Here is a 23641-nt window from a genome sequence, read left to right as displayed (position 1 = left end):
TCGACGGCGGACCGGTGGCGGCGTTGCTGCGCTGGCCAGTCGGGCCAACGGTACCGACAGCCGGCTGATGGCGGACCGGCTGGTAGCTGACGGCGTTGTTGAGCGGTTGGCGGCGTGGGGCGTCGATCGCGTGTTCGGTTACAGCGGTGACGGGATCAACCCGGTGCTCGGCGCGCTTCGGCGCGCCGGGTCACCGGAGTTCATCCAGGCCCGCCACGAGGAGAACGCCGCCTTCATGGCGGTTGGCCATGCCAAGTACACCGGCCGCGTTGGCGTGGTGCTCTCCACGCAGGGCCCGGGAGCCGTGCACCTGCTCAACGGCCTGTATGACGCCCGGATGGACAGCGTGCCCGTGGTTGCATTGGTGGGGCAGCAGAGCCAGACCGTACTGGGTTCTGCGTACCAGCAGGAAATCGACCTGCAGAGCCTGTTCAAGGATGTCGCCTCCGGTTTCCGCCAGCAGGTCAACAGCCCGGACCAGGCGCCCATGGTGATTGACCGCGCGTTCAAGGCAGCGCTCGCAACCCGGTCTCCCGCCGTCGTCATCTTGCCCCACGACGTGCAGCAGGAGCCTGCACCCGAACTGGAACACGAGCACGGAGTGATCCCGTCCGCTCCGCTGTGGAGCCGTGGGACTGTGATCCCGCAGGATCAGGACGTGCACGACGCCGCCGCCCTCCTCAACGCGGGATCAAAACTTGCGCTGCTGGTCGGGCAGGGCGCCCGGGGTGCGCAGGCGGAGGTGGCGGCGCTCGCTGAGAAGCTGGGTGCCGCCGTCGTTACCAGCCTGCTCGGCAAACCGTACGTCGACGAGACCATGCCGTGGGCGGCGGGCACCATGGGCCATCTGGGGACAAGCGCCAGCGGATGGGCCATGGCCAACTGCGACTCCCTGCTGATCATCGGATCCAACGACCCATGGACGGAGTTCTATCCGCCGCCGGGAGCCGCCCGCGCGGTGCAGATCGACAGTGACGCCAAGGCCATCGGAAACCGCTACCCCGTGGAGGTGGCGGTGACGGGGGACGCCGCCGAGTCACTCCGGGCGCTGCTGCCGCTTGTCCACGAGCGTCTCGGGTGGCGGGGCGAGGTCGAACGCCACGTCGACGCGTGGCGGACTCTTTCCGAAGCGAGGGCCTTCACCGCTGCCAGCCCCGTGAACCCTGAGCGGGCCATCCGTGAGCTGAACGGGCGGCTCCCCGGGAACGCACAGGTGGCGGTCGACGTCGGCAGTTGCGTCTATTGGTACGCGCGGCAGCTGCACCTGCCGCCGGGAGTGCCGGCACATCTTTCCAGCACGCTCGCGAGCATGGGTTGCGGTCTTCCATACGGCCTGGCGGCAAAGCTCTCTGCGCCGGACCGGCCGCTGGTGATACTCACCGGCGACGGCGGCTTCCAGATGACCGGGATGGCCGAACTCATCACCGTCAGCCGGCTTTGGAAGTCCTGGACAAACCCGGTCTTTGCCATCTGCATCCTCAACAACCGTGACCTGGCCGAAGTCAGCTGGGAACAGCGGGAAACCGAATCTGAACCGCGCTTCGGGGACAGCCAGGAACTGCCTGACGTGGACTACTCGGGGTACGCAAAGTTGCTCGGCCTGGACGGGGAGCGGGTTGAGTCTGCTGATGGCGTCGGGCCGGCCTGGGACCGCGCGCTTGCCGCTGACCGTCCCTATGTGCTGGATATCCGCACGGACGCCGATGTGCCGCTGCTTCCGCCTTTCCCCGCCGGCCAGGAACTGGCCAAATCAATGGAAGAGGCGCTGGAAACGGAGGGAAACTCCCACGCCCTGGAGTTGCTCCGCGAGTACGTCAGGCTGGAGGCGGAGTCGCAGCCCCGGGACTGAGCTACGCCCGTCGCTCCCGCCGGTAGTTGCGGAACGTCAGCAACAGGCGGTGCGCCGTGATGACGAGCGCGAGCCACGCCAGTCCCAGCGTCCACGCCACGGCGACATCGGTGACCCAGTGGTGCCCCAGGTAGACACGCGTGAGTCCCATGATGAAGGCAAAGAGGACGGCGGCAGTAATGGTCAGCGCCCGCGCCCGCTTTGAATGCTGGCGCAGCACCAGCAGGTACGCGGTGATCCCCGAAATGACGACTGCGTTCAGGGTGTGACCGCTGGGGAATGACGGTGACATCTCGAACGGCGGCACCGCGTATTGGAGGTCGGGCCGCAGCCGCCCGATGGCATCCTTGCCGAGGACCGTCATCAGCAGGGAACCTCCCGCGGCGACAACCATGAGAATCAGCGGCGTGACGGACCGGCGGACCAGGGTCAGCGCGAGTACTGCACAGGTAGCAAGGATGGGCATGCCGATCGGTCCGCCCAGATGGGTGAACGCTGTGGCCGCACCATTGAGCCAGGGCTCGCGCAGCTCAAGCGCGGCGTTGAGTGCAGGCCGGTCCAGGGCGGCGATCCCGTCCTCCTCCACCACCGCCTCGTAAACCTCCGCGGACGCAACCGTGAGGGACACAGCAGCGCCGATGCCCACCACGAGCAGCAGCAACAGCGCCCAGCGCGGCCCGATCCACTGCGCCACACTCCGGACGCACGTGACGAGGAACCGGCCGAGCGGGGTAGTCCACCGGGTAAGGTCTCGCGTGCCGACGTGATGGTCTTCGTTCTCCGGGTCCTGGAATGACATCCTTCGAGGTTAGCAACGCGGCCCGAACCCTGCAGGGCTGCGAACGCGCCGGGCGTAGGCTGGCCACCATGTACACACCGGTCCAGAACCTGCTGCGCGGACTGCCCGTCTTCCCCACAGACATGGCCTCATTCAACACTGCTGCCGCCCCGAATTCTCCGCTGGACCTGTTCACCGACTGGCTCAGCGCCGCGATCGACGGCGGAGTCCCAGCTCCGCACGCAGTCACCGTTTCAACGACCGACGACGACGGCCATCCCGCCGCCCGCGTTGTCATCCTCAAGGACCTCGACCAGCGCGGCTTTTCCTTCGCGACCAGCAGCGAAAGCCCGAAAGGCCGACAGCTGCGGAATACACCGCATGCCGCCCTGACTTTCTTCTGGCAGTCAGTCGGCAGGCAGGTCCGCGTCAGTGGCACCGTGACGCCAGGAACGGCGGCAGAGAACGACGCCGACTTCCGCCGTCGTCATCCCAGCGCACGTGCCCTGGTGCTCGCCGGCGAGCAAAGCGCAACTATCCGGCCCTCAGAGTCCGTGAGCGCCGCCGTCGAACGCGAACTGGAAGGGATCAAGGACAAGGGCTCTGCGACGTGGACTGTCTACACGGTGGCACCTGAGCGGGTGGAGTTTTGGCAGGCGGACCCGGAGCGACGCCATACCCGCCTGCTCTACGTGCGCAGCGGCGAGGGCTGGCGGCGCGAGCTCCTCTGGCCCTGAAGTTTTGTGCACCTCCGGTGACTCCACTTCGACGGAAGTCACCGGAGGTGCACAAAACTTCCGGTTGAACGCTAGTGGCCGAAGGAGTCGGAGTCCGTGATGTCGCCCTCGCCGGTGTCCAGAGCCGAGAGGAACTCGACTTCGTCCTGGGTGAGTTCGAACCCGAACAGGTTGATGTTCTGCTTGATGCGCAGTGGATTGGCGGACTTCGGGATGGCCACCAGTCCCAGCTGAATGTGCCAGCGCAGCACAATCTGCGCCGGAGTCATGCCGTACTTGTCCGCAAGCTGATCCACGGCGGTACTCTGCAGCAGGTCACTGCCCTTGCCCAATGGGCTCCATGACTCGGTCACGATCCCGTGCTTGGAGTGGAAGTGCCGTGAGTCCGGCCGCGTGTGGCGCGGGTCGAGCTGGATCTGGTTGACCTCCGGAACGAGACCCGCGTCGAGGACCCGCTCGAGATGGGCGGGCTTGAAGTTGGAGACGCCGAAGGCCCGGATCAGGCCTTCCTCCCGCAACCCGGCGAGTCCTTTGACCGCGTCCACGTAGCGGTCCTGCTCCGGGTTGGGCCAGTGCACCAGCAGCAGGTCGATGTAGTCGACGCCCAGCCGGGCCGCACTCTGCTCGAAGGCTTTCCGGACGCCGTCCACGCCGTGCCACTGCTTGTTGAATTTGGTAGTGATGAAGACCTGGTCCCGCTCAATCCCGGACCGCCGGATTCCTTCCCCGACCCCGGCCTCGTTGCCGTAGTTCTCCGCGGTGTCGAAGAGGCGATACCCGACGGACACTGCATGCTCGACGGCGGTGGTCGCCTCCTCATCATCAAGCGGCCAGGTGCCGAGACCGAGCACCGGAATGGATGCACCGCTGAGGAGCTCTATGGTTGGTGCCGCTGCGTCAGTCATGTTCTCCTCGTATCGTTCGGGTGTGCAACTTCTTCCCAGCTTTCTAGCTGGGACCGTGATGCGTCAATCCGGCGACCGATTATGGCCGGAAGAAACGGTGGTGCCGGAAGGAACCTGAGGGCAGACTGGGACCGTGAGTCAAGGCCACAGCACCTGGGTGCTGCACGTCGATCTGGACCAGTTCATTGCCGCCGTCGAAGTGTTGCGGCGGCCCGAGCTGGCGGGCAAACCGGTGATCGTGGGCGGCCGCGGAGATCCGACCGAGCGGGCCGTGGTCTCCACCGCGTCCTACGAAGCCCGTGCGTTCGGAGTGGGGTCCGGCATGCCCCTGCGCATCGCAGCCCGGAAAGTGCCCGAAGCGGTGATCCTGCCAGTGGACTCCGAGGCGTATCTGGCCGCTTCCGACACCGTTATGGCGGCGCTGCGGGCCCAACCGGAGGCCACCGTTCAGGTGTTGGGGTGGGACGAAGCCTTCGTCGGTGTGACAACCGATGAACCCGAAACCTACGCGCGGCGGGTGCAGCAGGCGGTGCTGGACGCTTCGCAGCTGCACTGCAGCGTGGGGGTCGGAGACACTCTGGTGCGGGCTAAGGTTGCTACCGGTTTCGCCAAACCCGCCGGCGTCTTCCGTCTCACGAAGGAGAACTGGCTGGAGGTGATGGGTAGCCGGCCAACCATTGACCTGTGGGGCGTGGGACCGAAAGTATCCCGCCGCCTCGCGACGCTCAACATCACAACGGTTGCTGAGCTCGCCGCCTCCAATCCGGGTGACCTCGTTCCTGAGTTCGGCCCGAAGATGGGTCCCTGGTACGCGCAGCTGGGACGCGGGGACGGCGAGCGGGTGGTTGATGACACCCCGTGGGTTGCCCGTGGGCACAGCAGGGAAACGACCTACCAACAGGATCTGACCGAGCCTGCACAGGTGGATGACGCCGTACGGGAACTCGTGGCCCATGTGCTTGAGGATGTCATCGCCGAGGGCCGGCCGGTGATCGGGCTGACCCTCAAGGTGCGGTACGCGCCCTTTTTCACCAAGACGTACGCCAAGCGAATCCACGAGACGTTCGACCGTGACCTCGTGCTTGCCGGTGCGTTTGACCTTGTTGCGAAGATCGAGCCCGACCGGCCGATCCGGCTACTTGGTTTCCGGGCCGAAATGTCCATGCCGGAGGAAGCCCGGAAGGGACATACGCCAACGCGCAGCGGTTGGTGAGTGCGCCGCCGTCGTGCGCTTGACCTGGAGCCTGCTCCTTCAACAGCAGCGGCTCCCCGGAAGCGGAAGCAACCGGGGAGCCGCTGGTCATGCGATCGAGCGAAGGTAACTAGGAAACCGTGACCGGTTCCTTGCGCTCGGAGACGCCGCGTACCGCTGCGTCGAACTCGGCTTCGATCTCCGCGTTCGGCTTCCAGGTCAGGCGGCTGATTACGACGGCGACAATCAGGTTGGCGAAGAACGCCGGCACGATCTCATACATCGTGGCCGCCAGCGGGGAGTTGCCCCAGGCGAAGACGACGACGGCGCCGACGATCATCCCGGACAGCGCGCCCGGCATGGTTAGCTTCCGCCAGAAGAGCGAGAGCAGCACGGTGGGGCCGAAGGACGCACCGAAGCCTGCCCAGGCGAAGGCGACGAGCGCGAGGATCGATTCGTTGCGGCCCGAGGCGAGGACGATCGCGACGATCGCGACCACCAGCACGCCGAGACGGCCGAGGACGACCCCCTGCTTGGCGGTCAGGTTCCGCTTCGAGACCATGTTGTAGAGGTCCTCAACGAGCGCGGAAGAGCACACGACGAGCTGCGAGGAGATGGTGCTCATGATCGCTGCGAGGACGGCCGCCAGGACAATGCCTGCCACGAAGGGGTGGAAGAACGCCTGCGACAGCGCCAGGAACACGGCCTCGGGGTCCTCGAGCGTCAGCTGCGGGTTCTGCTCGAAGTACGCGATGCCCACAAGGGCGGTGGCAACGGCGCCGAGAACGGTGAGGATCATCCAGCTGATGCCGATCCGGCGGCCGGCCGTGGCATCCTGCGGGGAACGCAGCGCCATGAAGCGGACGATGATGTGCGGCTGGCCGAAGTAGCCAAGGCCCCACGCTGCGGCGGAGATGATGGCGAGGATGGACCCGCCGGCTACGAACTCGAGCATCGACGGATCGATGGCGCGGATGGAGTCGGTCAGTCCGGTGAATCCGCCAACCTGAACGAACCCGATAATCGGAACGACGATCAGCGCAATGAGCATGAGGATTCCCTGCGCCACGTCAGTGAAGGTGGCTCCCATGAATCCGCCGAACAGCGTGTAGGAGATGGTGACCGCTGCAACCAGGATCATGCCGAGGGTGTAGCTGGAGTTGAAGGAGGACTCGAAGAAGACACCGCCTGCAACCATGCCCGAGGACACGTAGAACGTGAAGAACACCAGAATGATGACGCCGGAGACAACGCGGAGAACGCGTGAGCGGTCCTTAAGCCGGTTTTCCAGGAAGCTCGGCACGGTGATCGAGTTGTTGGACACCTCGGTGTAGCTGCGCAGCCGCGGAGCCACGAACTTCCAGTTCAGCCAGGCTCCGATGGTCAGGCCAATGGCAATCCAGACCTCAATCAGGCCTGATAGATAGATAGCGCCCGGCAGTCCGAGCAGCAGCCACCCCGACATATCGGAGGCGCCGGCGCTGAGCGCAGCTACCCCGGGCTTGAGGCCGCGGCCGGCGAGCATGTAATCATCGAGATCGGACGTTTTCCGGTACGCGTACCAGCCGATTCCCAGCATGGCGGCCATGTAGAGCGCCATGGCAAGGTATTGGAAGGTCTGGTCAGTCATGGGTTCCTTTCACAGAATTCTTGGAACTGGCTGAGTGCAGCCGCCCACTATTCCAAGCCAGCACCCAGTTTGGCTAATAAAGTGACCTGGTTCACCGTGATTTCTGCACAAAAAAGAGAAGTTACCCGCGGGTAATATAGGACAATGCACCTGTTATTTCGGACCCTCTGGCTTCTGTTTGCCTCACGCCGCCGGGCGAAGGTGAGCATCTGGGATTCAACCTCCCTCCCGCAACGCGTTCAATTGACGGACATCGACATTGCGATGCACGTGAACAACGGCATGTACCTCTCCCTGATGGACCTGGGCAGGTTCGACCTCATGATCAGAAGTGGCATCTGGAAGCTCATGCGCCGTAAGGGCTGGACGCCCGTGGTCAACGCCGAGACAATCACTTTTCGGAAGTCACTCCAGCTCGGTCAGCGCTACACCATCGAGACGCGGATCATGGGCTTCGATGAGCGCGCCATCTACTTTGAGCAGCGCATGGTGCATGGCGGCGAGATCTACGCCCGCGCGTACATTGCCACCCGCCTGCTCAGCTCAAAAGGACCGGTGTCGAATGCCGAAATCTTCGAAGCGATGGGCAATCCGCCGGCGGACATGGCGCTTCCGGAGTGGATTCATGAGTGGCGCATCAATACCGCGCTCCCCAGCACCCGGCGTCCTGCCCTCCACGACTGGGTTCGGTAATTTTCAGCGGTAGTTCCGGTGCAGATTTTCTCCGCCGGCTGTGCCCACCGGGTGATCGGCAATCCAGGGGCCGGTTCCTTCGGACTGGTCAAGGACGCCCTCTTCAAGCCACGTATGGCGGCCATCGAGCACCTTCCCCGCGAGGCGCGTGTCCGAGTTGTCAGTGTTCCTCCACAGGTCGGTGAAAAGCTGCTCGATCCGCATCCGTGCTTGCCGGCAGAACACCTCGGCAAGCTCGCCTGCCTCCCGACGGCCCTGCCCCTCAAGGTGCTTGGCATGGGAGCACGTAGCTGCCATCGCAAACAGTTCCGCTCCAATGTCCACAATCCTTCCGAGGAACACCTGCCGGTGCTCAAGCTTCGCCTGCCACCGCGCCATGCCGAGGAAGGTGTGGCGGGCAAGGCGCCGGGATGACCGCTCAACGTAACGCACATGCCCGGCGAGCCGTCCGAAATCGGAGTAGGAGCGCGGCGACAAGCCGGGCCCGGCAAGAAGGTGCGGAAGCCACCCCGCGTAGAAGCTGCTGGCGCCCGCCGCCGCCTTCGCCTTCGCTTTGAGGTCAGCGTCCGACGACGCCAGGTCACCTGCCGCCGCAAGGTGCGCGTCGACTGCCTCACGGGCGATGAGCAAGTGCATGATCTCCGAGGAACCTTCGAAGATCCGGTTGATGCGCAAGTCCCGCAGCTGCTGTTCCACCGGGACGGCCCGTTCCCCGCGCGCCTTGAGGGAAGCTGCGCTCTCATAACCTCGACCGCCGCGGATCTGCATCAGTTCATCAGCGATCCGGTAGGCCATTTCGCTGGACCACAGTTTCGCCAACGCAGCTTCAATACGAACATCCTTTTGCCCGGAATCAGCAAGTGCTGCGGATAGTTCGAAGACGGACTCGAGGGCGAAAGCGGTTGCCGCGATGAAGGAAATCTTCTGTGCGACTGCCTCGTGTCTGCCGATGGGCCGGCCCCACTGGACTCGTTCGCTCGACCATTCGCGCGCGATCTTCAGCGACCATTTACCCGCGGCCGCGCAGTTTGCGGGAATGGAGAGCCGCCCGGTGTTCAGGGTGGAGAGTGCGATCTTGAGTCCCTGGCCTTCCCTGCCCAGCCGGTTCCCGATCGGGATTCTGACGTTCTCGAACCGGGTAACACCGTTCTCGATACCGCGCAGGCCCATGAAGGCATTCCGATGCGTCACCGTGATCCCTGCGGCGTCCGCCTCCACGACGAAAGCGGAGATGCCTCCCCGACCGCCGCTGTGCGGAGGCACCTTCGCCATCACCACGATCAGCTCGGCAATCACTCCGTTGGTGGTCCAGAGTTTGCTGCCGTTGAGGACGTAGGTGCCGTCGTCGTCGTTACGGGTTGCTGTTGCGTTCATGCGGGCGGGGTCAGATCCGACGTCCGGCTCCGTGAGCAGGAAGGCCGAAATTGCGCCGGTTGCGCAACGGGGGAGGTACTCCTGCTTTTGCTCGTCGGTGCCGAACATACGCACGGGTTCAGGCACTCCGATGGACTGGTGCGCTGAGATCAGCGCACCGAGGCTTGGGTGAACGGAGGTGAGCAGCATCAGTGCGCGCCCGTAGTAGGCCAGTGACAGGCCCAGACCACCGTATTCCTTGGGAATCTTGATGCCGAAAACGCCGAGTCCGGCGAGGTCCCGAAGGTACTCGTCCGGGATTTGCGAGTCCCCCTCGATTCGCTGACCGTCCATCGTGGCCAGCAGCGAGGTGAGCTGTGCGAGGAACTCCTCGCCGTCGTCGTCGGCATGTGAAGAAGCATGTGAAGAAGTGGGGTGCGGGTGTATGAGGGAGATGTCGCAGCGGCCCAGATAGAGGCCTTTTGCGAAGCTGGGCCGGTTCCATTCCGTTTCCCGGGCGGATTCTGCCACCTCCCGGGACGTGCGCTCGTTGACGTTGTCCTGAAGTGCTTCGGCGCTCATGGCAGCCCCCTTCAACGGCAGGCTCCGCCAGCCGGAACCCGGCCATGGGTAAATGCTACTCCCCAGTAGGAAAACGGAATCCTACCGTCACAATCCGAGTTAAAAGAACAGTCCTTATCATTTCCCAAGGAATGTCCAAGGAGCACGACGCAACCTTTCTGAACCGAGCCGGTAGTAAGCATGGTTTCGGTCTCACACGAGGGAGCTCACAATGTCAATCCATCAACCGGCGGCTGGTCCCGCCACGGGGCGCCGCACGCATCATCCCAAGAAAGTCACTGCCTCGGTGTTGGCAGGCGCGATGCTGGTCGTTGCGCTTGCACCGCTGGCAGCACAACCGGCGAATGCCGAACTCGTTTCCTTTGCGCCCGTTACGACCGCCGACTCCGACGGTTTCCCGGACTGGTACTCAGACGGGAATGTCCGTCTCAAGCTGTGTGTCGACGCGGCCGAGGGCTGTTTGGCCGAATTGCCTTTCCCGGATCAGCCGATCTCCTATCCCGGTAATTTCCCCGGTGAGGCGTTCTGGTTCGCTGCGGAAGCGGCCGGTGGAAACCTCGGGTTGTATGAGGCAGCTTTGGAGGCCGCTCACACCGGTGAGGAAGCGGCACCGGGGACCCAGATCGCCTTCTCCCGGCTGCGCTTCCGGTTGACCGGTCTCGTCAATGGCGCCGACTACACGATCAGTCATCCTTACGGCGTGCACACTTTCCGGGCCGGCCACAACACCGCGCGTCCCAACGACATCAACATGACTATTGACGAGGGTGTCTGCGGTACGCCGTGTGACTTCAACCAAGCGAAGACCGCCTTCTTGGGTGATTACGGTGGAATCGGGTCGACAGCGCCGTTCATCCGTCAGACGAACGCACCCGCGGGAGCCCTGGGCAGCATCGCTGCTCCGGGTCCCATCACCGGTGCTCCATCCGGATTCAACTATGTCGAGGTTGTAGGCCCGAACGCAGGTGGCCCGGGTGTGAACGTGCTCAGGGTGAGTACATTTGCGATCCAGGGCGTCATCGACTCCAGTGTGGACGGTGCACCTTCAACTCCGGACCTAGCAGTGGCGAGCGACAGCGGGCGCTCGAACACTGACAACATCACCAACGTCAATACGCCGACCTTCACCGGCACGGCCACGCCTGGCTCCATAGTCGAGCTTCTCGCGGGGACCAGGGTTCTTGGCAGCACTACCGCGACGGCGGAGGGCAGTTACAGCATCACTGTGAGTAATGCGACGAACGCAGCGAACGTACTCGCCGATGGCGCAAATCGTGTCACGGCTAGAACCCCCGCGGCCGGAACCACTTCCGAGCTTGTGTCCGGGGCCCTGGCGCTCACTGTAGATAGGACGGCCCCCGCCGCAACATTAACCAGTACCCCGTCGAATCCCAGCGCCGATACAACCCCTGCATTCACCTTCACCGGTGAGGCGTCGGCGACGTTCGAATGCCAGTTACTCCCCAGCAACGCGACATGGCGTGCCTGCACATCGCCGCACACTTACGACCAGCAATTGACCGGCAACTTCACGTTCAATGTCCGGGCTACCGATGTCGCTGGGAATACCGGAGCGAACGCAACCTACGGTTGGCGGATCGGTAGCGCCACGACCACTCCGCCACCGCCTCCTGCCGGCACGGCAGAGCAGAAGGACATGAACGGGGACGGCAATCCCGACCTCGTGGCACGTGATTCGGGTGGCAATCTCTACCTCTACCCCTCGACTGCCGCAGGTGGATTCGGGACCCGGGTTCTCATCGGCAGCGGGTGGGGTTCAATGAACGCCATCCTGCAGCCAGGTGACTTCAGCGGCGACGGACGGTCCGACATCATGGCCCGCGACACGTCCGGAAGGCTCTGGCTCTACACCGGAACGGGGACCGGCCGGATCAACGGCGGCGCTTTGATCGGCACCGGCTGGAGCGGTATGAACGCTCTGATCACACCGGGCGACTTCAACGGAGACAACAGAGCAGACCTGCTGGCTCGCAGCACCACCGGCGCGCTGTACCTCTACCCCGGCAACGGCGCTAGTGGCTTTGGCACCCGCACCCAGCCAGGGTCCGGATGGGGTGGCTTCACGGCCATCCTCAGCACCGGAGACTTCAGCGGCGACAATCGATCCGATGTCATCGCCCGCAACTCGAGTGGTGCTCTGTTCCTTTACACCGGAACCGGAACCGGCAGGCTCAACGCCGGGGCCCAGATCGGAACCGGCTGGAACGGATTCACTATGACCGGCACGGGTGCCTGGGGCACTGCAAATACCAGTAGCGACCTGGTGGCTCGTGACGGCACTGGCAGGCTCTACGCCTACAACGGCAGCGGAACGGGTAGCTTCGCCGGAGCACGCACCCAGATCGGCACCGGTTGGGGCGGATTCACCATCGCACCGTAAGCGGTGATCCAACTGAAGAGCAGGGGATCCCCTTCCGTTCCAACGGGAGGGGATCTTCTGCATCCCAGGCCACCCAGGATCGGTGCATCCAGCCGAGGGTAGAAGCTACTCGCCGGTAGGAAAAGCGAATCATAGCGGCACGGATGGAGTTATCAGAACGACTTTGATGTTTTCCCAAGAATTACCCAAGGAATGAAGCGCACAGTGGGCGGCACACCGAGACCGGTAGTAAGCATGGTTTCGGTTTCCAACAAGGGAGCTTTGAAATGTCCAACCATCACAATGCGGTGGATCCGCCGAAGGGCCGCCGCCAACTACGTCTCACATCATCTGTTATCACCGGCGCACTGCTCATCACTGCGCTGGCTCCTCTAGCCGCTGCGCCCGCGCAGGCGGAGCTCGTCTCCTTCGCACCCGTCACAGCGGCGGATGCCGACGGCTTTCCGGATTGGTACTCGGACGGAAACGTACGTCTGAAGCTGTGCGTTGATCCCGCCGAAGGGTGCCTGGCTGAACTGCCATTCCCGGATCAGCCGATCTCTTACCCCGGAAATTTTCCCGGTGAAGCGTTCTGGTTCGCCGCTGAAGCGGCCGGCGGTAATCTCGGACTGTATGAGGCAGCTTTGGAGGCTGCCCACACTGGCGAGGAAGCGGCACCTGGTACCCAGATCGCCTTCGCTCGATTGCGTTTCCGGTTGACCGGGCTCGTCAATGGCGCCGACTACACGATCAGTCATCCCTATGGTGTGCACACTTTCCGGGCGGGTGCGGACACTGCGCGTCCGACCGAAATCAGAGTCACCATTGACGAGGGTGTCTGCGGTACACCGTGCGACTTCAACCAAGCGAAGACCGCCTTCTTGGGTGATTACGGTGGAATCGGCACGACAGCGCCGTTCATCCGTCAGACGAACGCACCCGCGGGGGCACTCGGCAGCATCGCGACTCCGGGTCCCATCACCGGTGCTCCGTCCGGTTTCAACTACGTCGAGGTTGTCGGCCCGAACGCGGGCGGTCCCGGCGTGAATGTCCTCAGGGTCAGCACCTTCAACGTTCAAGGCGTTATCGACTCGAGCGTCGACGGCGCGCCATCGACTCCCGACCTCGCAGTGGCGAGCGACAGCGGGCGTTCGACCACTGACAACATCACCAATGTCAGTACGCCGACCTTCACCGGTACGGCCGCGCCTGGCTCCACGGTGCAACTGATTGTCAACGGAAGTGCTACGACCGTGACCACCGTCGCAGCGGCCGATGGCAGCTACTCGCTAGTGCCGACCACAGCACTCCTGCCGGGTCCCAACCGGATTGCCGCTAGAATCCCGGCAACGGAAACGGCGCCGGCCCTCGACTCCGGCGTGCTTGCCATCACGGTGGACACCGCGGCCCCCGCAACGACACTGACCAGTACCCCGTCAAACCCAAGTGCGGATACAACCCCCGCGTTCACTTTCACCGGTGAGGCCTCGGCGACGTTCGAATGCCAACTGCTGCCGAGCAACGCAACATTCAGGGCGTGCACTTCGCCACACACTTACGATCAGCAGCTCGCGGGCAACTACACCTTCAATGTCCGGGCTACCGACGTCGCGGGTAACACCGGAGCGAACGCAACCTTCGCCTGGCGGATCGGCGCAACAACGACGCCGCCGCCACCACCGCCTCCTGCCGGCACCGCCGAGCAAAAGGACATGAACGGAGACGGCAATCCCGACATCGTGGCTCGTGACTCCAGCGGCCGCCTGTACCTTTACCCCTCAACTGCCACCGGCGGTTTCGGGGCCCGGGTCCTGATCGGCACCGGGTGGGGTTCAATGAACGCCATCCTGCAGCCGGGTGATTTCAACGGCGACCGGCATTCGGACATCATGGCCCGGGACACCTCCGGACGGCTCTGGCTCTACGCCGGTACCGGCACCGGCAGAATCACTAATGGCGTCCAGATCGGCCAGGGGTGGCAGGGGATGACCGCACTGGTCACGCCCGGTAACTTCAATGGCACTGGCGGGGTAGATCTGCTGGCCCGTGACGGCGCCGGACGGCTCTTCCTCTACCCGGGCAACGGCAACGGCACCTGGGGCACACGCACTCAGCCCGGCAGTGGATGGAATGGCATGACAGCCATCGTCGGAACCGGCGACTTCAGCGGTGACGCCAGGGCAGACCTGTTTGCCCGCGATGCCAGCGGAAGGCTCTACCTGTACCGCGGAAACGGCACCGGAGGATTCCTTTCCCGCCTTGTCTACGGAACCGGTTGGAACGCCATGACCGGTCTGACGGCACCGGGCGCCTTTGGATCCGGGGCCACCCGGGACCTGATCGCGCGGGACACCGCCGGAGTGCTGTGGCTCTACAACGGAAATGGTGCCGGCGGCTTCTCCGGATCACGTACCCAGATCGGCAACGGCTGGAACGGCTACACCATCGTGCAGTAGCTGAACGAGTACAACCGAATAACCGAGGTCCCCTCCCGCGGGTGCGGGAGGGGACCTCGGCGTGCGAGCACCAAGCCCCGCTAGCCAATAGATTAGGACCATGGCCCAGCTCACACCGCTCCAGCAACTTGCCGAGCAGCACCGCGTCGGAATCACCTTCAAGGGCTGGGACGGCACGCCCCAGACGGTGAGCGATGAAACGCTGATTGCAGTCCTCACCGCGCTTGGTGTGCCCTGCGCAACGAACGACGACGTCGCCGCCTCCCTCCGCGAAGCCGAACGTGCGCCGTGGCTGCGTACGCTGCCTCCCGCCGTCGTTATCCGGGACGGTGACGCCACCACAGTTCCGGTCACCGTGCCGGCCGGCACCACGCCCTCCATCCGCGTCCTGCTGGAAGACGGAACCGAGCGGACGCTGCCTGCGGGTTCCGCACGCACCCGGGAGGTGAACGGGACAGAGGTCAGCCGGTTCACGGTGGAGATCCCGCTCGATCTCCCGCTTGGTTGGCACACCCTCACGGTTGGGTTCGAATCCGGTACCGCCGACTGCTCGCTCGTTGTGACACCGAGAAAGCTCACCACCGCCGATTCCCTGACGCGGACGTGGGGACTGATGGCCCAGCTGTACTCGGTGCGGTCACGGTCCTCGTGGGGCATCGGGGACCTCGATGACCTTGCGAGGCTGGCGGAAATCTCAGCTGACAAGGGCGCCGGGTTCGTGCTGATCAACCCGCTTCATGCCGCCCAGCCCAAACCGCCGGTCGAGGCGTCCCCCTACCTGCCGACAACGCGCCGGTTCTTCAATCCCATCTACCTGCGCGTGGAGAACGTCGTCGAGTTGGGGGACCTACCGGAGGCGCAGGCGCACACCATCCACGATCTGGCGGCAGAGTTCCGGGCCGCAAACGAGAACGCGGACATCATTGACCGTGATCCCAGTTACGCTGCCAAGCTGCAGGCACTCGAACTCGTGTTCGCTGTCCCAAGGCAGCCGCAGCGGGAGGAGGCGTTCCAGCGCTTCCGTTCCGAAGCCGGTCCCGGGCTGGAGAACTTCGCCCTGTGGTCCGCGCTCGCAGAAACGCTCGCCGAAGGTGCTGCGGAGTGGAGCGATCCGGAGTTCCTTGAGGCACAGCGGACCGTGCTCGAGGACCGCATTGAGTTCCACGCCTGGCTGCAGTGGTTGTGCGACGAGCAGCTCGAAGCCGTTCAGCAGGCCGCGATGGAAGCCGGCATGAACCTCGGCATCATGCATGATCTCGCGGTGGGCGTTCACCCCGCAGGTGCTGACGCCTGGAGCCTGCGTGACGTTCTGGCGTCCGGCATCAGCGTCGGCGCGCCGCCGGACATGTTCAATCAGCAGGGCCAGGACTGGGCGCAGCCGCCCTGGCACCCGGAGCGGCTCGCAGAGTCCGGCTATGCCGCATACCGAGACATGCTGCGCACCATCCTGCGCCACGCGGGCGGCATCCGGATCGACCATATCCTCGGCCTGTTCCGCCTGTGGTGGATCCCGCAGGGTTCGATGCCCGGCGACGGCGCTTACGTGTACTACGACCATGAGGCGCTCATCGGCATTCTTGCCCTTGAGGCGGCGCGGGCGGGTGCCGTTGTTGTCGGTGAAGACCTGGGCGTCTTCGAGCCGGGCGTCCAGGAGTACCTGGCAGAGCGCGGGGTGCTCGGGACTTCCATCCTCTGGTTCGAGTACGACGACGACGAGCCGCGCCCTGCCGAGCAGTACCGGACGGCGTGCCTCACCACCGTCACCACCCATGACCTGCCGCCGAGCGCGGGCTATCTCGCGGGCAGGCACGTTGAACTGCGCGAGCAGCTCGGTCTGCTGGGCCGGCCTGTGGAGGAAGAGAAGTCCGCCGACCGGCAGGCTCAGGAGCGGGTGCTTTCGCTTGTACGGTCCACGACCGGCTCTGTGCCCGCGACCGTGCAGGAGACAGTCGAGGCAATGCACTCCTTCATTGCGCAAACCCCGTCGGTGCTGCTCGGGGTGGCGCTCACCGACGCGGTAGGCGAGGAACGCACGCAGAACCAGCCGGGAACCACCGCCGAGCAGTATCCCAACTGGCAGGTTCCGCTGGCGGGGCCGGCCGGCGTCGTGCTCGTTGAGGACCTGCCGGACCTGGAGCGGTTCGATGACCTGGTGCGCGCTCTTCAACGGTGAACCGGTTCTACCGCTTACCGCACCAGAGTGACCGTTCACCGCACACCGATGTTGTTTGCCTCAGGCAATATGTGAGCTAATGCACAATATTCCATGGTGGGGGCCAAGGGGACGACGGCGTCCACAAGTAGAGGGAGAGGCATTCCGTTCATGAGCTGGCTCGATAGGGAACACACAATAGCTCCACCCGGATTCAACCGTTGGCTGATCCCGCCCGCGGCACTCGCGGTGCACCTGTGCATCGGCCAGGCTTACGCCACCAGCGTCTACAAGACTGCCCTCGTGGAGCACTTCGATGCGAGCCTGACTGAGATAGGCCTGATCTTCTCCATAGCGATCGTCATGCTCGGACTGTCCGCCGCGGTGATGGGCACGTGGGTGGACCGCAACGGTCCGCGCAAGGCCATGTTCACCTCGGCCATGTTCTGGGTGAGCGGGTTCCTCGTTGGAGCCCTCGGCATCTTCACCAACCAGCTCTGGCTCGTATACCTCGGGTACGGCGTGATTGGCGGAATCGGGCTGGGTATCGGCTACATCTCGCCTGTCTCCACACTGATCAAATGGTTCCCCGACCGGCCGGGACTGGCTACCGGAATGGCGATCATGGGCTTTGGCGGCGGTGCGCTGATCGCGAGCCCACTGTCCACCCAGCTGCTGAGGATGTTCGACCCGGAGTCGGGTACCGAGGGTTGGGTCGCCAGCGGTGAGGCTGTCGGCATGCTCTTCGTGACCCTCGCGGTGATCTACCTCATTTACATGGTCTTCGGAGCCTTCACCATCAAGGTTCCCGCTGCCGACTGGCGGCCGGACGGCTTCGACCCGAGCACCCGGAAGACCAGTGCACTGGTCACCAGCGACAATGTTTCCGCGAAGAACGCCATCCGTACCAAGCAGTTCTGGCTGATCTGGATCGCGCTGTTCTGCAACGTGACCGCGGGAATCGGAATTCTTGAGCAGGCTGCCCCAATGATCCAGGACTTCTTCCGGCAGTCAGACGGCGTCAGCGCCGTGTCCGCGGCTGTAGCGGGCGGCTTCGTAGGCCTGCTGTCCATCGGCAACATGGCGGGTCGCTTCGGATGGTCGACCCTGTCCGACCACATTGGCCGCAAGCGCATTTACATGATCTATCTGGGCGTCGGCGCTGTCCTCTATACCGTTCTTGCTCTCGCAGGCTCCTCCACCACGGTGCTCTACGTGCTGTTGGCCTTCGTGATCATTTCCTTCTACGGCGGCGGCTTCTCCACGGTGCCCGCGTACCTCCGCGATCTCTTCGGCACGTTTGAGGTGGGTGCAATCCACGGCCGCCTCCTGACCGCCTGGTCAGCCGCCGGTATTGCCGGACCGCTGATCGTGAATGGTTTCCTCGATGCACGAGGCACCCCCGGAGAGCTTGTCGCCGCCGACTATCAGCCGGCCCTGCTGACCATGGTTGGCCTACTGATCATCGGATTCATCGCCAACCTGATGATCAAGTCCGTGGACTCACGATTCCACGAACCGAAGAAGACCGCCGAACCCGCAATGGAGGCATGAGATGGAAATGAGCAACGCTCGACTGACTTTTGTTTGGGCGCTGGTTGCAGTGCCCCTGGCCTACGGGATCTTCACCACCCTCACCAGGGTTGCCGCGCTCTTTACCGGCTAGCTGCGCTGGAACTGAGGTGTACGCCGGCGTCGTCGATTCGTTCGACGGCGTCGGCGGCCTCATAGAAGTTGTTGCCGATGCCGGTGCCATCCACATGGATGTAACCGAGGCGAAGGAGACGCTGCGCGCGTTCCTCGTCCACCTCCTCCGTGCTGAAGGCGCCTGCGAGGAAACTGACGAGTCCGCCTCGCTCCTGCGTTTGGCCTTCCGGGGTGACTGCCTGCGGATCACCCATTTTGACGCTCTTCACCGTGCCGATCTTCTTGCCCTCGGCATTGATGACGTCCATACCTTCTCGAACTTCACTGAGGTCATTCATCGGTGAATCTCCATTCTGTTCGGGTATACGTCCTTTCACCCTAGAACGGAGACGCCGCCGCGGTCGAGGGCAGCGCAACGCGACAGCAGCGAAACAGCAAAAGCGCCGGTGCGTGGCAGGAACGTGGGGACATCCCCACGATCGTGTCACTCACCGGCGCTTCTGCGTCGACGGGAGCTATTCACCGGCGCTTCTGCGCGGACGTCAGCGCGTGGAGGCAAGCTCCGCCGTCGGGATGGCTTCCTTCGCGGGGAACGACGGCGGGTGGACGCCCGCCATCTCCTCCATGACGCGTACTACCTGGCAGCTGTAGCCGAACTCGTTGTCATACCAGACGTAGAGGACCAGGTTCTTGTCATTGCAGATGGTTGCGAGGCCGTCGACCGTGCCGGAGCGGCGTGAACCGACGAAGTCGGTGGAGACGACGTCAGGGGAATCGATGTAGTCCAACTGCTTGCGCAGGTCGGAGTGCAGCGACATTTCCCGGAGGTAGTCGTTGACGTCGTCCTTGGTGGTCACGTTCTCAAGCGACAGGTTCAGGATCGCGATGGAGACGTCCGGGGTGGGTACGCGGATGGAGCTGCCCGTGAGCTTGCCCTGCAGTTCGGGCAGAGCCTTGGCCACGGCTTTGGCCGCACCCGTCTCGGTGATGACCATGTTCAGGGCAGCCGAACGGCCGCGGCGGTCGCCCTTGTGGAAGTTGTCGATCAGGTTCTGGTCATTGGTGAAGGAGTGCACCGTCTCCACATGCCCGTGCACTACGCCGAACTCGTCGTTGATCGCCTTCAGTACGGGGGTAATGGCGTTGGTGGTGCACGATGCGGCAGTGACGATGGTGTCCCCGGCCGCGATGTCCGTGTGATTGATGCCGTGGACGATGTTCTTCAGGCCGCCCTTGCCCGGTGCAGTCAGGAGGACCTTCGCAACACCCTTGCTCTGCAGGTGCTGGCCGAGGCCCTCCTCATCACGCCAGCGGCCGGTGTTGTCGACGACAAGCGCGTTGTTGATGCCGTAGGCGGCGTAGTCGATGGTGGATGGATCATTCGAGTAGATGACCTGGATCCGCACACCGTTGGCGGTAATGGTGTTGGTTTCCTCATCCACCTGGATGCTGCCCTCGAAGGAGCCGTGCACCGAGTCTCGGCGCAGCAGGCTTCCGCGCTTCATGAGGTCATTGTCGGCGCCCTTGCGGACCACGATCGCGCGCAGGCACAGTCCGTGCCCACCGCCTGCCTTCTCGATGAGCAGCCGGGCCACCAGGCGTCCAATCCGGCCGAAACCATAGAGGACGACGTCGGTGCTCGTCCGTGTGTCGGCACCGCGCTTCCCGACGACGTCGGCGAGTTCTGCACGGAGGAATTCCTCCAAGGAGGAGGTGCCGCCCTCCTCCTGATGCGACCTGTACTTCTGGGCCAGGCGGGCGACATCAATGGCTGCTGCTCCCAACTCCAGGTCGGCGAGCGTACGCAGCAGAGGTGCGGTCTCTTCGAGGAGCAGCTCTTCCTTGCTCATGCGGCGCGCGAACCGGTGTGCCTTGAGAATGCCCATGGTGGACTTGTTGATAAGGCTGCGTCCATGGATGCTGGTCACCACGTTGTTCTCGCGGTAGAGGCGGCCGATGACGGGAATCATCCCTTCGGCGAGAGCCTCCCGGCTCATCCAGGTGTCGCGGGTGACGGAAGGTTTGTGATCCACGATGATCAGGTCCTCTCTTTCGCCGGGGTGTCCGGCGGTGACGTAAATCTAGGATACTGACCCTGCGACGCGGACGGAACGCGGGAGGCCGCGAGATGGCCCGTGCGCCACACGGGGCGCGGATTTACGCCGGATGTTGTTAGGCTCTGTGATGAACGGCATATCGGGGGATGCCTGTGCGGCCGGCTCGTACTCGGCGGCATCAGCGGTGAACGGTCGACGTCGCTTCCTGCGCCGTCGTCGCGATAGACGGGGTAGCGATGCACAAAGCAGGACCAGGCACAGAGACGCTCAGCGATCTGCTGTTTCGTGTGGCGGAGGGGGACCAGAGCGCTTTCGCCGGGCTCTATGAACAGATTTCCAAGCGGGTCCATGGACTGGTGCTGCGTGTTGTGCGTAACCACGCGATCTCTGCCGAAGTGGTCCAGGAAGTGTTCCTGATGCTGTGGGTCTCTGCTGACCGGTACAAAGCCGAGCTCGGTTCCCCTGAGGCCTGGATCTTCACGCTTGCACACAGGCGTGCGGTGGACCGTGTGCGCAGCGAGCAACGGTCGGTGGCACGGGATGCGCAGTACGCGCAGAAGGAATACTTCGTTCAGGAGCCCGTGGATGAGCGGGTTCATCACACCCTCATGAGCGAGAGCGTGAAACGCTGCCTCTCCTCCCTGACTGACCTGCAGGCGGAAGCGATCAGGCTTGCCTACTACGGCGGTCTCACCTACACCGAAGTGGCTGAAGCTCTGCAGGTGAAAGTTCCGACCGCCAAGTCCCGTATCCAGTCCGGACTGGTGTGCCTGCGCCACGCAATGGAAGCCGATGGCTACGGAGCGCGCTCGAGGTAGCACAATGGATCTCTACCGGGTCCGCTGGACCCGGCTCCAAGCATGTGTAAAACGGATAGCTGGAAGGCGGCAATGAATCCCTATCTGCAGCAGTGGTTCACCGCCCGTGCGGTAGCTGATACGGCTCTCGATCTCGATGACGTATGGACGGGTTACACCAACCTGGGCGGTTGGTGCGATCGCGTGGAATTCCAGGCCTACCTCTCCGGCCTGGCGCTGATTGACGAACTTCAGCGGGACATGGTGTCGCACGCCGTGAACGAGACACTCGACGGCGTCAGTTCGCCTGCCCGGCGCGCCGCCTACTCGACGGACGACGTATCCCTGGCTACCGGGGTGATCACGGAGAGCAGTTTCGAGAGCTGCACGGATGCTGCGCTGCGAAGGTTCGTGACGTCGTCGTACGCGTATCTTGAAGGCGCTGACGCGGAGCGGCGCCGGCTCGACTCACTGACACAGACGGGCCTCCTCGGAACGCCCGCGGAAGAGCGGTTTGACCGGATCACCCGCGAAGCGCAGCGGGTGTTCGGCGTGAGTTCCGCATCCCTGGCGCTGATCGGCGAGCATCAGCAGTTCATCAAGTCGGTGACGGGACCAATCGGCCAGAACGTGCCGCGGGACATCTCCTTCTGCAACGAGACTATCGGGGAGGAGCGCATGCTCGTGGTGAGGGATGCGCTGGTGCATGAGCAGTTCCGGACAAACCCGCTGGTGCTCGAACAGCCGCACATCCGCTTCTACGCGGGCTATCCGCTCACCGGTCCCGAGGGGTGGCGCATCGGGTCCCTCTGCATCATCGATGACAAGCCGCGTGCCTTCTCCCTGGAGGATGAAATGGCCCTGCGCATGTTGGCCGGCCAGGCGCAGCGCGAACTTGAAGCGAGCTACTGCTAGCTGCGGGATCCACAGCAGGCCCTCATCCAAACGAACTAGACCGTCCGGGGGAGCCGGTCCTGCGCCTCCGCTGGCTACACTGGCGCAGGAACAATGCGGAGGGTGCTGCACGTCAACATGGTGAAGATACTCAAACGGCTCACCTTCGGGTTGGACTCCGAGGAGCGGCGGTGGGAGCGGCCCGGCCCTACCGGTGACCACCTGCGCCGGGATGTGATCGGCGTCGTCATTTTCTTCCTGGTGAGCGCCCTCGCACTGGAACTGAGCCGCGGCGTAGGGGCTATGGCCGAGGAGCGCAGCCCAGTCTGGCTCCAGCACGCGGTTCTTGCCCTGATGATCTTCCCGCTCGTGTTCAGGCGGCGCTTTCCGGTGCTGGTCATGCTCGTCATGTCAGCGCTGTTCATCATCCTCAGCCTCTGGATTCCGGCGCTCTCACTGCAGCTCTCCTATCAGGTGGCGTACTTCGCGTCGCTGTACTCGGCGGTTGCCTGGGCGAAGGACCGCAGGGTGCTGTGGCTCGGAACCACGGTTGTTGTGGTCGCCATGACGCTGTGGCTCATCCTCTCGCTGACGGTCGCGAATACGTATGACGGACTGTTGGAGCGGGTGGCAGAGGGGGACGAGACCTGGCGCGGGATCTTCGACCCACTGACCTCCGCGGCGCTCTACTACTTCATGGTGAACTTCGCCTATTTCGGCGGCGCCATCCTGGCGGGCATGTCCTCCTGGCGCAATGCTCTCCAGCGGACGCAACTGGCCGACCAGGCAACGCAGATCGCCAGGCAGTCAGCAGAACTTGCACGCCGTGCGGTCATCGAGGAGCGGCTGCGCATTGCCCGCGAACTGCACGACGTCGTTGCACACCACGTGTCGGTCATCGGTGTGCAGGCCGCTGCCGCACGCCGGGTGATGGACCGGAAACCGGAGGTCGCCGCCGAGTCCTTGCGCACCATCGAGCAGGCCAGCCGCCAGGCCGTCACCGACATGCGCAACCTGCTCGGCGTGCTCCGGTCCGAGACGTCAGTACAGAACCCCCACAACGACGACGACGGTCGCCATCCGGAGCCCGGACTCGCCGACATCGCGGCTCTGGCCGGGAACCAGCAGGACGGCGGCCCCGAAGTCACCTTCTCGAGGGTGGAGGACGTGCCGGGGGCACTCGATGAGGTCTCTGCACCGCTCGCGTTGTCGCTGTACCGGACAGCGCAGGAATCATTGACGAACGTCCGCCGGCACTCCACAGCCTCGGCCGCGGTGATGACGCTGCGCACCGGACGCACGGGCGAGCAGCGCTGGGTAGAACTGGAAACCGTGGACAACGGAAGGCCTCGGCAGCGCGTGGCGGCCGGCTCCGGTTACGGGCTGCAGGGTATCCGCGAACGCGTTGCTCTGCACCGCGGCACGGCTGAGATCGGTCCCCGTTCCGACGGCGGCTGGCGGGTACGTGCCCGCTTCCCGCTGCAGTGAGCAACCCACGAATCCAACCGACCTTCCCCCCTCCACCGAAATCTCAGGAAA

At 64.0% G+C, this 23641-nt stretch carries 18 protein-coding genes; 12 read left to right on the top strand and 6 right to left on the bottom strand.

Annotated features, from left to right (window positions below; genetic code table 11):
* The coding region (locus tag P4U43_RS10470; RefSeq protein ID WP_318533023.1) for a thiamine pyrophosphate-requiring protein at nucleotides 1-1849 on the top strand (1849 nt) is incomplete at its 5' end.
* Nucleotide 1850: 1 nt separating this feature from the next.
* On the opposite strand, the gene P4U43_RS10465 is transcribed toward P4U43_RS10470, so the two are convergent.
* Nucleotides 1851-2648 carry a phosphatase PAP2 family protein gene (locus tag P4U43_RS10465; RefSeq protein WP_277358688.1) on the bottom strand — a complete coding sequence of 266 codons (798 nt, stop codon included), beginning with the start codon at nucleotides 2646-2648 and terminating at the stop codon, nucleotides 1851-1853.
* Nucleotides 2649-2716: 68 nt separating this feature from the next.
* Here P4U43_RS10465 and P4U43_RS10460 point away from each other — a divergent pair, with 68 nt between their 5' ends.
* Nucleotides 2717-3364, top strand: coding sequence for a pyridoxine/pyridoxamine 5'-phosphate oxidase (locus P4U43_RS10460; RefSeq protein WP_277358687.1), 648 nt, complete (start codon nucleotides 2717-2719; stop codon nucleotides 3362-3364).
* 71 nt (nucleotides 3365-3435) lie between these two features.
* Here P4U43_RS10460 and P4U43_RS10455 read toward each other — a convergent pair whose 3' ends face one another.
* The gene (locus P4U43_RS10455) at nucleotides 3436-4269 is read right to left on the bottom strand and encodes an aldo/keto reductase (RefSeq protein ID WP_277358686.1); all 834 of its coding nucleotides are present in this window, start codon (nucleotides 4267-4269) and stop codon (nucleotides 3436-3438) included.
* A gap of 133 nt (nucleotides 4270-4402) precedes the next feature.
* On the opposite strand from P4U43_RS10455, the gene P4U43_RS10450 reads away from it, so the two are divergent.
* A complete protein-coding gene (locus P4U43_RS10450; protein WP_449658170.1) occupies nucleotides 4403-5482 on the top strand; it encodes a DNA polymerase IV in 1080 nt (359 codons plus the stop codon).
* 109 nt (nucleotides 5483-5591) lie between these two features.
* Here the strand turns inward: P4U43_RS10450 and putP are convergent, their stop codons facing one another.
* Nucleotides 5592-7091, bottom strand: a complete 1500-nt coding sequence (gene putP / locus P4U43_RS10445; RefSeq protein WP_277358685.1) for a sodium/proline symporter PutP — start codon at nucleotides 7089-7091, stop codon at nucleotides 5592-5594.
* A gap of 144 nt (nucleotides 7092-7235) precedes the next feature.
* Between putP and P4U43_RS10440 the strand changes: the two genes are divergently transcribed.
* A complete protein-coding gene (locus P4U43_RS10440; protein WP_277358684.1) occupies nucleotides 7236-7784 on the top strand; it encodes an acyl-CoA thioesterase in 549 nt (182 codons plus the stop codon).
* 3 nt (nucleotides 7785-7787) lie between these two features.
* On the opposite strand, the gene P4U43_RS10435 is transcribed toward P4U43_RS10440, so the two are convergent.
* Entirely contained in the window at nucleotides 7788-9719 is a 1932-nt protein-coding gene (locus P4U43_RS10435; protein ID WP_277358683.1) for an acyl-CoA dehydrogenase family protein, read from the bottom strand.
* A gap of 211 nt (nucleotides 9720-9930) precedes the next feature.
* Between P4U43_RS10435 and P4U43_RS10430 the strand changes: the two genes are divergently transcribed.
* The 5 genes from P4U43_RS10430 to P4U43_RS18140 all read left to right on the top strand — a co-directional run bounded on the left by P4U43_RS10430 (nucleotide 9931) and on the right by P4U43_RS18140 (nucleotide 18373).
* Nucleotides 9931-12120, top strand: a complete 2190-nt coding sequence (locus P4U43_RS10430) for an FG-GAP-like repeat-containing protein (RefSeq protein ID WP_277358682.1) — start codon at nucleotides 9931-9933, stop codon at nucleotides 12118-12120.
* Between the two features lie 266 nt (nucleotides 12121-12386).
* Entirely contained in the window at nucleotides 12387-14555 is a 2169-nt protein-coding gene (locus P4U43_RS10425) for an FG-GAP-like repeat-containing protein (protein ID WP_277358681.1), read from the top strand.
* A 100-nt stretch (nucleotides 14556-14655) separates the two neighbouring features.
* A complete protein-coding gene (gene malQ / locus P4U43_RS10420) occupies nucleotides 14656-16728 on the top strand; it encodes a 4-alpha-glucanotransferase (RefSeq protein WP_277358680.1) in 2073 nt (690 codons plus the stop codon).
* Between the two features lie 150 nt (nucleotides 16729-16878).
* Nucleotides 16879-18261, top strand: coding sequence for an OFA family MFS transporter (locus tag P4U43_RS10415; RefSeq protein ID WP_056544968.1), 1383 nt, complete (start codon nucleotides 16879-16881; stop codon nucleotides 18259-18261).
* Between the two features lie 7 nt (nucleotides 18262-18268).
* The gene (locus tag P4U43_RS18140; RefSeq protein ID WP_449658169.1) at nucleotides 18269-18373 is read left to right on the top strand and encodes an MFS transporter small subunit; all 105 of its coding nucleotides are present in this window, start codon (nucleotides 18269-18271) and stop codon (nucleotides 18371-18373) included.
* Here P4U43_RS18140 and P4U43_RS10410 read toward each other — a convergent pair.
* Together P4U43_RS10410 and P4U43_RS10405 are read right to left on the bottom strand one after the other, a co-directional pair.
* Nucleotides 18363-18692 (bottom strand): hypothetical protein, encoded by a 330-nt coding sequence (locus P4U43_RS10410; RefSeq protein ID WP_157358981.1) that lies wholly within the window; start codon nucleotides 18690-18692, stop codon nucleotides 18363-18365. The two genes, P4U43_RS18140 and P4U43_RS10410, sit on opposite strands and share 11 nt — an antisense overlap.
* Before the next feature lie 204 nt (nucleotides 18693-18896).
* Nucleotides 18897-20387 (bottom strand): glyceraldehyde-3-phosphate dehydrogenase, encoded by a 1491-nt coding sequence (locus P4U43_RS10405; protein WP_277358679.1) that lies wholly within the window; start codon nucleotides 20385-20387, stop codon nucleotides 18897-18899.
* A gap of 260 nt (nucleotides 20388-20647) precedes the next feature.
* On the opposite strand from P4U43_RS10405, the gene P4U43_RS10400 reads away from it, so the two are divergent.
* The 3 genes from P4U43_RS10400 to P4U43_RS10390 all read left to right on the top strand — a co-directional run bounded on the left by P4U43_RS10400 (nucleotide 20648) and on the right by P4U43_RS10390 (nucleotide 23590).
* Entirely contained in the window at nucleotides 20648-21229 is a 582-nt protein-coding gene (locus P4U43_RS10400; RefSeq protein ID WP_277358678.1) for a sigma-70 family RNA polymerase sigma factor, read from the top strand.
* A 72-nt stretch (nucleotides 21230-21301) separates the two neighbouring features.
* A complete protein-coding gene (locus P4U43_RS10395) occupies nucleotides 21302-22123 on the top strand; it encodes a GAF domain-containing protein (RefSeq protein WP_277358677.1) in 822 nt (273 codons plus the stop codon).
* A gap of 102 nt (nucleotides 22124-22225) precedes the next feature.
* Nucleotides 22226-23590 carry a sensor histidine kinase gene (locus tag P4U43_RS10390; protein WP_277358676.1) on the top strand — a complete coding sequence of 455 codons (1365 nt, stop codon included), beginning with the start codon at nucleotides 22226-22228 and terminating at the stop codon, nucleotides 23588-23590.
* Nucleotides 23591-23641: the final 51 nt, after the last annotated feature.

This window comes from Arthrobacter vasquezii, from assembly GCF_029455255.1.
Classification (GTDB): domain Bacteria; phylum Actinomycetota; class Actinomycetes; order Actinomycetales; family Micrococcaceae; genus Arthrobacter_D; species Arthrobacter_D parietis.
This window is presented reverse-complemented; position numbering and strand designations above follow the sequence as displayed.